This is a genomic window from Pseudomonas sp. BN606 (assembly GCF_029873115.1).
Taxonomy (GTDB): Bacteria; Pseudomonadota; Gammaproteobacteria; order Pseudomonadales; family Pseudomonadaceae; genus Metapseudomonas.
The window spans coordinates 1-13875 of record NZ_SSOF01000083.1 but is presented as its reverse complement, the minus strand read 5'-3'; the positions used below and the strand labels follow the sequence as shown (position 1 = coordinate 13875).

The 13875-nt window shown below is 62.9% G+C and carries 9 protein-coding genes and 1 pseudogene; 6 read left to right on the top strand and 4 right to left on the bottom strand.

Annotation, left to right across the window (positions count from 1 at the left end; translation table 11 throughout):
- Positions 1–2 precede the first annotated feature (2 nt).
- Positions 3–719 carry a 4'-phosphopantetheinyl transferase superfamily protein gene (locus E8E75_RS26125; RefSeq protein WP_153917874.1) on the top strand — a complete coding sequence of 239 codons (717 nt, stop codon included), beginning with the start codon at positions 3–5 and terminating at the stop codon, positions 717–719.
- A gap of 72 nt (positions 720–791) precedes the next feature.
- Here the strand turns inward: E8E75_RS26125 and E8E75_RS26120 are convergent, their stop codons facing one another.
- Together E8E75_RS26120 and E8E75_RS26115 are read right to left on the bottom strand one after the other, a co-directional pair.
- A complete protein-coding gene (locus tag E8E75_RS26120; RefSeq protein ID WP_120652038.1) occupies positions 792–2408 on the bottom strand; it encodes an ATP-binding protein in 1617 nt (538 codons plus the stop codon).
- A 39-nt stretch (positions 2409–2447) separates the two neighbouring features.
- Positions 2448–3170, bottom strand: a complete 723-nt coding sequence (locus E8E75_RS26115; protein WP_120652040.1) for a response regulator — start codon at positions 3168–3170, stop codon at positions 2448–2450.
- 711 nt (positions 3171–3881) lie between these two features.
- Here E8E75_RS26115 and E8E75_RS26110 point away from each other — a divergent pair.
- Positions 3882–6773 carry a ribonucleoside-diphosphate reductase subunit alpha gene (locus E8E75_RS26110; protein WP_120652041.1) on the top strand — a complete coding sequence of 964 codons (2892 nt, stop codon included), beginning with the start codon at positions 3882–3884 and terminating at the stop codon, positions 6771–6773.
- 346 nt (positions 6774–7119) lie between these two features.
- Positions 7120–8367 (top strand): ribonucleotide-diphosphate reductase subunit beta, encoded by a 1248-nt coding sequence (locus E8E75_RS26105; RefSeq protein WP_028628950.1) that lies wholly within the window; start codon positions 7120–7122, stop codon positions 8365–8367.
- 669 nt (positions 8368–9036) lie between these two features.
- Here the strand turns inward: E8E75_RS26105 and E8E75_RS26100 are convergent.
- Positions 9037–9810 carry an SDR family oxidoreductase gene (locus E8E75_RS26100; RefSeq protein ID WP_120652043.1) on the bottom strand — a complete coding sequence of 258 codons (774 nt, stop codon included), beginning with the start codon at positions 9808–9810 and terminating at the stop codon, positions 9037–9039.
- 103 nt (positions 9811–9913) lie between these two features.
- Here E8E75_RS26100 and E8E75_RS26095 point away from each other — a divergent pair, with 103 nt between their 5' ends.
- Entirely contained in the window at positions 9914–10825 is a 912-nt protein-coding gene (locus E8E75_RS26095; protein ID WP_280359915.1) for a LysR family transcriptional regulator, read from the top strand.
- A 13-nt stretch (positions 10826–10838) separates the two neighbouring features.
- Here E8E75_RS26095 and E8E75_RS26090 read toward each other — a convergent pair whose 3' ends face one another.
- Entirely contained in the window at positions 10839–12278 is a 1440-nt protein-coding gene (locus tag E8E75_RS26090) for an HD domain-containing phosphohydrolase (RefSeq protein WP_153917870.1), read from the bottom strand.
- Positions 12279–12364: 86 nt separating this feature from the next.
- Between E8E75_RS26090 and E8E75_RS26085 the strand changes: the two genes are divergently transcribed.
- Both E8E75_RS26085 and E8E75_RS26080 read left to right on the top strand, forming a co-directional pair.
- Positions 12365–13138, top strand: a complete 774-nt coding sequence (locus E8E75_RS26085) for an alpha/beta hydrolase (RefSeq protein WP_120652049.1) — start codon at positions 12365–12367, stop codon at positions 13136–13138.
- Between the two features lie 178 nt (positions 13139–13316).
- Positions 13317–13875: pseudogene (locus E8E75_RS26080) on the top strand (transposase); the annotation flags it as partial.

Below are 13875 nucleotides of genomic sequence, written 5' to 3'. Positions count from 1 at the left end.
CCATGAACCCGAAACACCCCGCCTGCTGCAGCCCCTTCGACTCGACCTGGCCCTTTCCTGAAGCCTTGCCGGGCGTAGTCATGCGCTCCTGTCGCTTCGATCCGGACTTGCTCAGCGCCGACGACTTTCCGCGCAGCGCCGTCCCCGCGCCCACCAATATCCAGCGCTCGGTGGCGAAGAGGCAGACAGAATTCCTCGCTGGCCGCCTCTGCGCCCGTACTGCCCTCCTCGCCCTGACTGGCCGTGCCGACGTGCCTGCCCTTGGGGAGGACCGCGCACCGGTCTGGCCCGCCGGCATCACCGGATCGATCAGTCATAGCCACGGGCTGGCCACCGCGCTGGTCGCCAATCACAACCAGTGGCGCGGCCTGGGCCTGGACCTGGAAGAACCCATGAAGGCCGAGCGTGCCCTGCGCCTGGCGGAAGAAATCCTCACCCCTGCCGAACTGCAACGGCTTGATAGCCTTACGCCCGACCAGCAGGCCCAGCGCATTACCCTGACCTTTTCCATCAAGGAAAGCCTGTTCAAGGCCCTCTACCCCATCGTGCAAAAACGTTTCTACTTCCACGATGCCGAACTGCTGGGCTGCGACAACGCACGAGCACGCCTGAGGCTGTTGATCGGCCTGTCGGAAGAATGGAAGGCAGGAAGTGAACTCGAAGGCTGGCACTGCGAGTTCCAGGGACGAGTGCTGAGCCTGGTGGCAGTCGCCGCCTAAGACGAGCCGCTGGCAAAAAACCTCTGTGGGCGAATGAATTCGCCCACAGAGAATGTGGCCCCACGGGCCGTCTTACAACGTCTCCGCCTCGCTCTGCCGCCGCGGCCACACCAGGCTGAAGCGCGCACCACCCAGCGTTTCGCTGCGACCGATCTGCGCGCGGCCGGCGTGCCAATAAATGATGCGTCGCACGATGGACAGCCCCAGACCGTGGCCACCGGAGGCGCGGGTACGGCTGTCGTCCAGGCGCATGAAGGGTTTGAAGATCTTTTCCCACTGGCTTTCCGGCACGCCCGGGCCGTCGTCCTCGACGTCGATGCGGCAACGCTTGTGGCCGATCTGATAGTTCAACTGAACCCGCGATTCGGCATGGCGCATCGCGTTGCTCACCAGATTCTGCAGGGCGCGATGCAGGTAACGCGGTTCGGCCTCGACCCAGGCGCCGTCAGTGCCAACATTCAGGCACAGACCACGCTCGATGCGCACATTGGCGCGCAGGTGGGAAAGTTCGGCGATCACCTGGTCGAACAGGGCATCCAGGTCCACTCGCTGGAAATGCAGGGCCGGCGAGCCCTGTTCCAGGCGCGCGTAGGTCAGCATCTCGTCCACCAGCTTGTCCAGTTCCTGGATGTCACCGTCCATACCATCCATGTACTTGCGCCGGGCACTCTCACTCTCGGCGTCGGCGATCATCTCCAGACCAAAGCGCAGCCGCGCCACCGGGGTACGCAGCTCATGGGATACAGCGCGGATCAGCTCCCGCTGCAGCATCAACAAGCGCTGCAACTGCTCGGCCATGCCATTGAACGCTGCTGCCAGACGCCCTACGGAATCCGCGCCCCTGGCCGGTACCCGTGCATCCAGCTTGCCCTGGGCAATATCGGTGGCGGCGCTTTCCAGGCCCATCAGACGATGCTCCAGCTGGCGCACCAGGAAGTAGACGGTCAGACCGATAAGAGTGAGGCCGAGGAAACCGATCAGCACCAGCAACTGCGGCGGATAGGGGTTCATCTGGTGCAGCGGGCCCATCTCCAGTACCCAGGGAGTGTCCACCATGCCGGCAAAAACACGGATGGAATCGCCATCCTTGCCCAGGGCCATGACCGTGTCGCCCTCATCCACCCGGCGGCGCTGGTCGATGTCGAGGTCGGCGCTCCTCAACGGGATCAGGCGCAGATCAAAGCCGAACTGCTTGTTCTCCTTGAGGGACGCCAGGCGTTGGGGCTGTTCGTTCACCGGGAAACGCACCAGCTCATCCATCAATAGGTAGACGGTGGCCCGCGCCAATTGCTCGCTGATCTGCTCCACCTCGCCGGTCAGCAACAATCGCTCGCTCATGCTGACCAGGCCGTAGACTCTCGCGGCGTGGGGGCCCGTCTGCTCGACCAGCACCTGGCCGCGTACCAGACGGCTGCGTGCGCTGTTGTCCAGCTTCGCGTTGTCCATGGACTCCAGCTCCAGGGGAATGCCCAGCAGGCGCCCCCAGAGCACCACCGCACGGCGGCGTTCCACGTTGTTCATGGGCTGGAGGTTGTCCGCCATCAGGCGGAAGGTGCCGCGTGCCAGGCTCTCGCGGTACTGGTCGGAGCGCACCTCGTTGACCTGGTGAATGGTGAACACGCCGAGTAGCGCCACCAGCACCAGCGTCACCAGCATGCCGCCATAGATACGCAGGAAGATCGAATTCATGGACTGTCGCCCGGACGCAGCGGGCCGCCAACCGGCCCGTCAGAGGCCTTCGGCAGCCTCTCTTACAAATAGGTAGCCCTTGCTGCGCACTGTCTTGATCAGGCGCGGGTGCATCGGGTCGTCGCCGATCTTTGGGCGGATACGCGAAATGCGCACATCGATGGAACGATCCTGGCCGTCGTACTCGATGCCGCGCAGGGAGTTGAAGATCTCCTCGCGGGACAGGATGCGCCCGGCATTCACCGCCAGCAGCCAGAGCAGGTCGAACTCGGCACTCGTCAATTCGATGCTGCGCTCACTGAGCCAGGCCTCGCGCATGGCGTTGTCGATGACCAGCGGGCCGAACTCCAGCCGTCTCTGGTTTTCCGCCACGGGCGCTTCGGCCACCGCCTCGCTTCGCCGCAACAGGGCGCGAATGCGCGCGAGCAGCACACGCGGGCGCACCGGCTTGCAGACGTAATCATCGGCGCCGAGCTCCAGGCCGAGTACCTGGTCCATATCATCGGTGCGCGCAGTGAGCATCAGGATCGGGCCCTCATATTGGCCACGCAGCTTGCGGCAGATAGACAGGCCATCCTCGCCCGGCAGCATCAGGTCCAGCACCACCAGATCGGGGCGCTCCCTCAGAATGCGCGCCACGGCCTGGCCACCATCGGATTCGATGGCCACCTGCAGGCCATTGCCTTCCAGGTACTCTCGCGTCAGATCGGCCAGTCGCTGATCGTCTTCGACTATGAGGATTCGCCAGGCTTCTTGCTCCACCACTCACTCCCGTAGACAGCGTCCAGACCACCATGAAAAGGGTCGCATTGTATCAATGCCGGACCGATAGCACAGCGCATGCCAATCAGATACGGAAACACAAGATATTGTGTTAGCTTGCGACGCCATCGACAGCGCCGCCACACCTCGAAAAACGCCCATTCGGCGGCGACGAACGGCAGAGCCTAGAGCCACCGGGCCTTTGCCTCCGTTACTCCGCAGTCACCCACAAATCACCCACAACTTATCCACAGGCTAGATGTTGTGGGTCGCCTTGCAATACCCCCAACAGCGCATTATCTTGTACCCCCATCGAGCCCAGCCCCTACATATTGGGGTGAGGGCGTACCACCGGACACAATTAGAATCAAGCGCTAAAGGCTTTTTCAGGGCCTGACCACCGGTGCGTCATTTGCGGTAATTCACCCACCATTCGCCTCAGGCGAGCGGTGCCGGCCCAGGACACAAAGAACGTGACTGGGGGCCGGAAGCAGGTGCGACGTGAGTAGCGTCCACCACTAGGTATTGTGTTTGTCACGGCGGTTTAACACCGTGACGTTTGACTTGTAGGGCCAGGAAGGCACTTGAGTCCTGTCCTTCTGCCTCGTAGCTCCACGTTTCGCGTTCGGCGTCCCGCCGTGCGCATCGCGTTGTGAAAGGGAATGAAGGCGACTCGGGCGCTCTTACATAAATCAGAACATGGAGAACCCCATGCAGACCGACACCACTCGCGAGAACCCGCAGGCCGCAGCGCCGCAGGCAGCAGATTCCAACCAGGATCTGGCCGCCACTGCGCCTGGCCAGCTGCGCGTGATCAAACGCAACGGCACTGTCGTCCCGTACACCGACGACAAGATCACCGTTGCCATCACCAAAGCGTTTCTCGCCGTGGAAGGCGGTACTGCCGCTGCTTCTTCGCGTATCCATGAAACCGTCGCCCGCCTGACCGAGCAGGTCACCGCGACCTTCAAGCGTCGCATGCCCTCCGGTGGCACCATCCACATCGAGGAAATCCAGGACCAGGTCGAACTGGCCCTGATGCGCGCCGGCGAGCAGAAAGTCGCTCGCGACTACGTGATCTACCGCGAATCCCGCGCCCAGGAGCGCTCCAAGCGCAGCGCCTCCAGCGACGTAGCCCAGCCGCACCCGAGCATCCGCATCACCCGCGCCGACGGCAGCCAGCAGCCGCTGGACATGGGCCGCCTGAACACCATCATCAGCGAAGCCTGCGAAGCCCTGGCCGAAGTCGACGGCTCGCTGATCGAGCGTGAAACCCTGAAGAACCTCTACGACGGCGTAGCCGAGAAGGACGTCAACACCGCCCTGGTGATGACTGCCCGTACCCTGGTAGAGCGCGAGCCGAACTACTCCTACGTCACCGCCCGCCTGCTGATGGACACCCTGCGCGCCGAAGCGCTGGGCTTCCTCGGTGTTGCCGAGAGCGCCACTCACCACGAGATGGCCGACCTCTACGCCAAGGCCCTGCCGGCCTATGTGGAAAAAGGCGTCGAGTTCGAACTGCTCGACCCGCAGCTGAAGACCTTCGACCTGGAAAAGCTGGGCAAGGCCATCAACCACGAGCGCGACCAGCAGTTCACCTACCTCGGCCTGCAGACCTTGTACGACCGTTATTTCATACACAAGGACGGCATCCGCTTCGAACTGCCTCAGGTCTTCTTCATGCGCGTGGCCATGGGCCTGGCCATCGAAGAGAAGCAGAAAGAAGAACGCGCCATCGAGTTCTACAACCTGCTGTCGTCCTTCGACTACATGAGCTCGACCCCGACCCTGTTCAACGCCGGCACCCTGCGTCCGCAGCTGTCCTCCTGCTACCTGACCACCGTGCCGGACGACCTGTCGGGCATCTACAACGCGATCCACGACAACGCCATGCTGTCGAAATTCGCCGGTGGCCTGGGCAACGACTGGACTCCGGTCCGTGCGCTGGGCTCCTACATCAAGGGCACCAACGGCAAGTCCCAGGGCGTGGTGCCGTTCCTGAAAGTCGTGAACGACACCGCCGTAGCCGTGAACCAGGGTGGCAAGCGCAAGGGCGCCGTCTGCGCGTACCTCGAAACCTGGCACATGGACATCGAAGAGTTCATCGAGCTGCGCAAGAACACCGGTGACGACCGCCGCCGTACCCACGACATGAACACCGCGAACTGGATTCCCGACCTGTTCATGAAGCGCGTGTTCGACGATGGCCAGTGGACCCTGTTCTCGCCGTCCGAAGTACCGGACCTGCACGACCTGACCGGCAAGGCCTTCGAAGAGCGCTACGAGTACTACGAAGCCCTGACCCAGTACGGCAAGATCAAGCTGTTCAAGACCATCCAGGCCAAAGACCTGTGGCGCAAGATGCTCTCGATGCTCTTCGAGACCGGCCACCCGTGGCTGACCTTCAAGGACCCGTGCAACCTGCGTAGCCCGCAGCAGCACGTGGGCGTGGTCCACAGCTCCAACCTTTGCACCGAGATCACCCTGAACACCAACAAGGACGAGATCGCGGTCTGCAACCTGGGCTCGATCAACCTGGTCAACCACATCATCGACGGCAAGCTGGACACCGCCAAGCTCGAGAAGACCGTCAAGACCGCAGTGCGCATGCTCGATAACGTTATCGACATCAACTACTACTCAGTCCCGCAGGCTCGCAACTCGAACCTCAAGCACCGCCCGGTTGGCCTCGGCATCATGGGCTTCCAGGACGCCCTGTACCTGCAGCACATCGCCTACGGCTCCGACGCTGCCATCGAGTTCGCCGACAAGTCCATGGAAGCGGTGAGCTACTACGCCATCCAGGCGTCCTGTGACCTGGCCGACGAGCGCGGCGCCTACGAGACCTTCGACGGCTCCCTGTGGTCCAAGGGCATCCTGCCGCTGGACTCCCAGCAGATCCTCATCGAGGCCCGTGGCCAGAAGTACATCGACGTCGACCTGACCGAGTCCCTCGACTGGGCCCCGGTTCGCGAACGCGTCAAGAAAGGTATTCGTAACTCGAACATCATGGCCATCGCGCCGACCGCGACCATCGCCAACATCACCGGCGTATCGCAGTCCATCGAGCCGACCTACCAGAACCTCTACGTGAAATCGAACCTCTCCGGCGAGTTCACCGTGATCAACCCCTACCTGGTACACGACCTCAAAGCCCGTGGCCTGTGGGATCCGGTCATGGTCAACGACCTGAAGTACTACGACGGTTCCGTGCAGCAGATCGAGCGCATCCCGCAAGACCTGAAAGACCTGTACGCCACCGCGTTCGAAGTCGAAACCAAGTGGATCGTCGACGCCGCCAGCCGCCGTCAGAAGTGGATCGATCAGGCCCAGTCCCTGAACCTCTACATCGCCGGCGCCTCGGGCAAGAAACTGGACGTGACCTACCGCATGGCTTGGTACCGTGGCCTGAAAACCACCTACTACCTCCGCGCCCTGGCCGCCACCAGCACCGAGAAGTCGACCATCAACACCGGCAAGCTGAACGCCGTATCGGCGGGTGGCAGCGAAACCCTGCAAGCCGCTCCGGCTGCAGCACCGGCTCCGGCTCCAGTGCCCAGCGCGTGCTCCATCGATAACCCCGACTGCGAAGCGTGCCAATAAGCGCGCGTCGCTGAGCGGCGTCCGCGTTGTTGCCCGGCTGGCCGGCCCCCATCACGTACATACGTACGCTCAGGGGTTCCAGCCAACCGGGCGCCTAGCGGTCACTCGCACAGCACCACGCTCGACCGGGAGTGAAATTCCCCTCCCCTCTCCCACTGGTAGAGGGGCCGGGGTGAGGGAAACCTCAGGCAGCACAGATATTCGAACAATCACATCCACAAACCGGGTGTGCACAGGCCAGGGCAATCCACCGCCCCGTCCTTGATCCAACGCTTTCGCGTGCATCCATCCACGCACCCAAACACCCAGGCCGGCATAGACCGGTCCGCAGACCAGGAGAGGAACAATGCTCAGCTGGGACGAATTCGACAAAGAAGACCCCACCGAAGCCAAGGCAGCCCCCGCCGTTGCCCAGGCCGCAGCCAAGAACATCGACAAGCTCGACGACGAAGCCGCTGGCTCCGTTGAAGACGCCCGCGCCGTATCGGCCGACGACTCCGACGCCGTAGCCCGCGCCAAGAAGGCCCTCGACGCCCTCGACATCCAGGAAGGCCTGGACGACCTCGAAGGCTCCGCCGCGCGCGTGCAGGTTGGCGACAAGCAGATGATCAACGCCCGCGCCGACCTCAACCAGCTCGTACCCTTCAAGTACGACTGGGCCTGGCAGAAGTATCTGGATGGTTGCGCCAACCACTGGATGCCGCAGGAAGTGAACATGAACGCCGACATTGCCCTGTGGAAGAGCAAGGACGGCCTCAGCGAAGACGAGCGCCGCATCGTGATGCGCAACCTCGGCTTCTTCTCCACCGCCGACTCCCTGGTTGCCAACAACCTGGTGCTGGCCGTGTACCGCCTGATCACCAACCCCGAGTGCCGCCAGTACATCCTGCGCCAGGCGTTCGAAGAGGCGATCCACACCCACGCCTACCAGTACTGCATCGAGTCGCTGGGCATGGATGAAGGCGAGATCTTCAACATGTACCACGAGATTCCGAGCGTCGCGAAAAAGGCGTCCTGGGGCCTCAAGTACACCCGCTCGATCTCCGACCCCGAGTTCAAGACCGGCACCCCAGAGACCGACCGCCAGTTCCTGCGCAACCTGATCGCTTACTACTGCGTACTGGAAGGCATCTTCTTCTACTGCGGCTTCACCCAGATCCTCTCCATGGGCCGCCGCAACAAGATGACCGGCACCGCCGAGCAGTTCCAGTACATCCTGCGTGACGAGTCCATGCACCTGAACTTCGGCATCGACGTGATCAACCAGATCAAGATCGAGAACCCGCATCTGTGGGATGCCCAGATGAAGGACGAAGCCACCCAGATGATCCTGCAGGGCACCCAGCTGGAAATCGAATACGCTCGCGACACCATGCCGCGCGGCGTACTGGGCATGAACGCCGCGATGATGGAGGACTACCTCAAATTCATCGCCAACCGCCGCCTGACCCAGATCGGCCTGAAAGAGGAATACCCGGGCGCGACCAACCCGTTCCCATGGATGTCCGAAATCATGGACCTGAAGAAAGAGAAGAACTTCTTCGAGACGCGCGTCATCGAGTACCAGACCGGCGGCGCGCTGAGCTGGGATTGAATCCGGGTCCCGTAGTTTTTCAACAAACACTGAAACTTTTTCACTGAATGTTGAAACGGATGCACCGAGAAGGTGCACAGCCGATGCCCTGGGGAGGGTAGCGGCGCCGGCCATCCCAGGATGGCCTCGTTGTACGGTCAAGACCATTAACCCCAAAGGAACTGGGGTCGAAGGAGTACGAGAAAGGGCCGGTGGGCAATGCTCACCGGCCCTTTTTCATTGGTGAGTAGCTCCGACTTCGGCCGACAGCAGCCAGCCACCAAGGCAGAAGTCCTCCCCATAGCGGACGGCCGCACTCGGCCAATAGCTGCCTTCCAGGGCTGCAATATCTTGGGTCACCCACGAGCGGTATCGATAACACCGCGCGCCAAGTTCTGACCTGACGGCGATCAGACATTCCTCGCGGAGCCTGATCGTCATCAACGGCGCAGCAAGCGTTGATGATCACTTCGAAGGACGTGCGGTGCAGTGAAGAACACTGACCGGAACATGCGGGCTTGGAGGCTACTGCTTCTGCTCCATGGCCTGGCTAATCTTGCTGAACGCCACCACCAGCAAACCGATCAACGCTTGCGGCCCAGCGCGCTGAGGCAGGGAAAACCCTTCGGCGACATGCCACACATTTCAGCTATGAATGTGGCCCCACCCAAGTGAATGGCTGCCGGCGACTCAAACCGTCGGCACCGTGCCGCCATCAATCACGAACTCGCTGCCTGTGATCGACGCCGAGCGCGGCGAAGCCAGGAAGGCAATCAGTTCGGCCACCTCGAGTGGCTTGGCCGGTCGGCCCAGAGGTATGCCGCCCAATGCGTCCATGACAATCTGCTTACCCCCTTCATAGTCAGTGCCCGCGTTCTGCGCCAGGCGCTCGGCCAAGGCCACCGATGCTTCGGTTTCGACCCAGCCAGGCGACACCCGAACCACCCGTACGCCTTGTGGCGACACTTCTTTGGACAGGCTTTTGCTGTAGGTGGAAAGTGCCGCCTTGGCCGCCGCATAGGCCGTGGTCGCTTCGGGCAACGGCAGGCGGCTCTGGATGGACGTCACGTGGATGATCACGCCGGCTTTGCGCTGCAGCATGTCCGGCAGCAGCGCACGATCCAGGCGCACGGCCGGAAGCAGATTCAGGCTCAGTTCGTTCTGCCACTCATCCTCGCCCAATGCGGCAAACCCGCCGCCGGGAGCGGTGGAGCCGCCCAGCACGTGCACGATGATATCCACGCCACCCAGGCGCTCCCGGACAGCCGCCGCCAACGCCTCACAACCTTGCGCGGTTGTCAGGTCCGCGGCGAAAAACACCGCCTGCGGCGTGTCCTCGGTGGCTTGCCGTGCCGAGGTCAGCACCTGGGCACCCTCTTCCAGCAACAGTTTTACAACAGCGCTGCCAACGCCTTTGGTGCCACCGGTAACCAGAATTCGTTTGCCGCTCAGATCAAGGTTCATGGCCTGTCTCCTCTCGCTTGGGTTGTTGGATTGAACGAGAGCAATGTTGGCGCGCCATAAATTGTTTGCTCAACTGGGACAACGGTTAACGAGTAATCCCAAAATTCAGGACAATCCCACGTCGGACCCGCGCGTCAGCCTCAACGAACTGGAAGCGGTCATGGCCGTTGCACGCCGGGCGTCGTTTCGCCAGGCGGCCATCGACCTCGGAATTTCAACCACGGCATTGAGCCACACCATCGCCAAGCTGGAAGCGAGCCTGGAAACGCGCTTTTTCAATCGCACCACACGCAGCGTGTCGCTGACCGAAGCGGGCGAGATGTTCATCGAACAGGTGGGGCCGGCCTTGCGGGATGTGCGTGCCGGGCTGGACGCGGTGCGCTCGCACAACGCCGGGCCGTCGGGTGTGCTGCGTATCAATGCGTTCGCCAGCGCCGCCCGCGCTGCGCTGCTGCCACTGGTGCTGGAGTTCTTGCGACGCTATCCACAGGTACACGTCGACCTGGTCACAGAGGGGCGCCTGGTCGACATCGTTGCCGATGGGTTTGACCTCGGCGTGCGGGCGACGAATCTGGTGCCCAGCGACATGATCGTCATCGCCTTGGGTCAACCGCAACGCTACGCGGTGGTGGGCACACCCGCCTACTTTGCCGCCCATGGCCGGCCGCTCACCCCAACAGACCTGCTCCAGCATCCGTGCTTGCGTATCCGTTTACCCAACGGGGCGATTTTCCCGTGGCAGTTCGAGCGCGATGGCGAGGTTATCCGCCTGGATGTGCGCGGCCCGCTCACCCTGGACGAACCTGGCGTGGCCAAGGCCGTGGTGCAGGCAGGCATCGGGCTCGGTTTTTTCATGGAGCAGGACGTCATGGAAGAAATCGAAACGGGTCAGTTCGAACGGGTGCTGCAAGCCTGGACCCCGCCGCGCGACGCCCTGTGCCTGTACTACGCCAACCGCCGCAACCCGTCGGCCGCGCTCAAGGCCTTCATTGCCCTGGCCCGTGCGGGCGTTTAGTCCGCGATGGGTATCAGGCAATCAAACCCAGCGTCAGTCCTTTCAGCGTCGCCGCCGCCCGGGTGGAACACCCCAGTTTGCGAAAGATGCTTTCCATGTGCGTGCGCACGGTACTTGGGCTGATGGCCAGATTGCGCGCAACTTCCTTGTTGCTGGCGCCCTGACTGATCTCCAGAAGGATGCGGCATTCACGTGGGGTGAGCAGCGGGTTCTTGGGCTGGGTGAGGGTGCGTTCGCCACGGGCGGCGGCGATCACCGCATCGCAGATTTCACCGTCGAAGACGCCGCGACTGGCCTCCTGTTTAAGCAGCCTGGCAGCATCGGCTTCGCTGTGCGCGACACGCCAAGGCCTGGTACCACGCAACGCTACCCAAGCGACGGCAGTGGCCAGCAAGCGGTTCTCGGCGCACAGTGCCTCCGCCGCTGTGCCTCGGTAGTAGCCGCTGCCGTCGAGGCGTTCGTAAACATAGGAAGCGATCTCGCCCGGCGCGCTCAGTTCGCGGATCGACCGAGTCGCTTTGTGCGTCCAGTACGGCACCAAGTGCACACGCTCCGCAGCGCCGTAGGGCAGCGGCCCGGCGGTGTTCCACACGTGGTTGGAAACGGCGGCCCGGCCCAGTCCATGGATAAGCGCGGCCTTACCGATTTCCGCCCGTCTGGACTCGGCCACGCCCCACAAGCGAGCGGCCTCTACGGCGATATGGGCCACCTGCCGCGAATGCCCCGCCAGCCACGGCAGCTTCAAATCGATCACATCACCCACCAGGCTCAGGCAAACGGGGCGTTCGCTGTCCGAGACGCCCTGAGTGTCAGCGGTGGCGTCCAACCCGGCCAACCAGCCCTTCGCATTGTTCACCAGCAACGCCGCGAGGGCGGCTGGGTAGCGCCGGTCAGCCTGCTCATGGATCCACTTCAACGCCGCCTCCACCCCATGGGCGCGGCTGAGAATGTCCAGATCCCCGGCGAGCACCACCTGGTAGGCCGCCTCTGGGATGTGCTCATGGGTCAACCCCAGTGGCCGGCCGCTGCCATCGAAGGTTTCGAATACCCGGCACAGCGCGGTCTCCACTGCGTCGCCCAGTTCCAGCGTTCTGGCAATTTCGCCGGCCACTTCGCAGTGCACCACGGCAAGCGGCGCCGCTTTGTGCACGGCGTTCATGTCGGCGGCGCTCAACGTGCCGTCCAGCATGGCGCGGCGGCCGTCCACATCGTCGCCAAGCAGGTGGGCAAACCCGTCGGCATTGGCCGTGCAGCCCGACCAGCGCAGCAAGGCCACCTGCTCCACCACCCTCATCTGCTCGGCGCTTGCCTGTCTCGCTTGCGCCAGCTGCCTGGCCAGGCGAGCCACGCGTAGGGAGTGTCCCAGCGGTTGGCCCATGCTGAGATCACCGACCTGGGCGATGGCCGCCAGTGCCGCGCCTAAGGAAATGTCGTATCGATGCGTGCTATCCATGAAAACTCCCTGGCTCGGATAAATGACCGATACCCGCCGTGCAGGCCCGTCAGCAAACTGGAGCTCCCTACACAGGAGTCATCCCGATGAAAACAATCAACGCTCAACTCGCTACCGTCGCCCTCGCCCTGGCTACCACCTTCAGTGCAGGCGTCAGCCACGCCGAGAGTACCCTGCCTTCCGTGGTGATCGTACATGGCGCATTCGCCGATGGTTCGGACTGGGCCAAAGTGGTTCCGCTACTACAGGCCAAAGGCGTTGCGGTGACCGTCGTGCAGAACCCGCTCACCTCCCTCGCCGATGACGTCGCCGCCACCCAACGCGCACTACGCAACCAGCCAGGCAAAGTGGTGCTGGTCGGCCACTCGTGGGGCGGCACCGTGATCAGTGAAGCGGGCAACCAGCAGAACGTCAGCGCGCTGGTCTACGTCGCCGCGTTCGCACCCGACGCCGGGCAGATCAGTGGCGAACAAGGCAAAGGCGCACCGACCCCGCCAGGCATCAGCCAGATCAAGCCCGATGCCAACGGGTTTCTCTACCTGACGCCGGAAGGCATGGCCAAAGACTTCGCCCAAGACCTACCGGCTGAACAGACGGCCGTGATGACTGCGACTCAAGGGCCGATTCGTGCGTCCGCATTCGAGGACAAAACCACCGTTGCAGCATGGAGGACCAAGCCGTCCTGGTACGTACTGGCCAGCGAAGATCGCATGATTCACCCGGATGTCCAGCGCTCGTCCGCCAAGCGCATCGGCGCCCAGCTGACCGAGTTGCACAGCAGCCATGTGCCGCAGCAATCGCAACCGGCCGACGTCGCCGCGGTGATTCTCAAGGCGGTGGAAAGCGTGGGCCATCAGTGATCGGCGCGGGTGACGCACTGCACTCCGTAGCACTTGGGAGCTGAGCGGGAAAGGTTGCGGATAGTCGAATCATCGACGCATTGCCTGAGTCCGCTTCTGGCCGATTCTGTTGAAAAAGTAGCTGCCGCCCCATGCCGCCGGCAAAATCACGCGCTCAGTGAGCGTGGGGGCAGGCAGCATGATGGGACAGTTACCGGGAGGACAGCAGCGCCTGTTCTACTCGTTCAACTTGGAAGATCACCTCCCGCCCCAACACCTCCTGCGCAGCATCGACCAGTGCCTGGATCTCAGTGACCTGCGCCCACCTGGCGGATTTCTACAGCCCCATTGGGCGACCGTCGATTGATCCGGAGTTGATGGTGCGCATGCTGGTGGTCGACTACTGCTACGGCATCCGTTCCGAGCGGCGGCTATGCGAAGAGGTGCATCTGAACCTGGCCTACCGCTGGTTCTGCCGGCTGGGCCTGGAGGACGAAGTGCCCAATCACTCGACCTTCTCGAAGAATCGTCACGGCCGCTTCCGTGACAGCGGCCTGTTCCGCTGGTTGTTCAATGGGGTGCTCCGGCGCTGAATGGCCGCTGGGCTGGTCAAAGGTGAAGGCTTCGCCGTCGACGCCAGCATCATCAAGGCGGATGCCAGCCGGCAACGCGGGGTGCCGGGCGATGAGATCGATTGGCGCGATCCGGCGCTCAGCACCCGCGCCGTGCGCGAGTACCTCGAAGCCCTCGATGAGGAT

What these genes read in the sequence shown, in the direction of transcription:
- E8E75_RS26125 (WP_153917874.1), top strand. Translation starts at nt 3, where the DNA reads ATGAACCCGAAACACCCCGCCTGCTGCAGCCCCTTCGACTCGACCTGG.
- E8E75_RS26120 (WP_120652038.1), bottom strand. Translation starts at nt 2,408, where the DNA reads ATGAATTCGATCTTCCTGCGTATCTATGGCGGCATGCTGGTGACGCTG.
- E8E75_RS26110 (WP_120652041.1), top strand. Translation starts at nt 3,882, where the DNA reads ATGCAGACCGACACCACTCGCGAGAACCCGCAGGCCGCAGCGCCGCAG.
- E8E75_RS26105 (WP_028628950.1), top strand. Translation starts at nt 7,120, where the DNA reads ATGCTCAGCTGGGACGAATTCGACAAAGAAGACCCCACCGAAGCCAAG.
- E8E75_RS26100 (WP_120652043.1), bottom strand. Translation starts at nt 9,810, where the DNA reads ATGAACCTTGATCTGAGCGGCAAACGAATTCTGGTTACCGGTGGCACC.
- E8E75_RS26090 (WP_153917870.1), bottom strand. Translation starts at nt 12,278, where the DNA reads ATGGATAGCACGCATCGATACGACATTTCCTTAGGCGCGGCACTGGCG.
- E8E75_RS26085 (WP_120652049.1), top strand. Translation starts at nt 12,365, where the DNA reads ATGAAAACAATCAACGCTCAACTCGCTACCGTCGCCCTCGCCCTGGCT.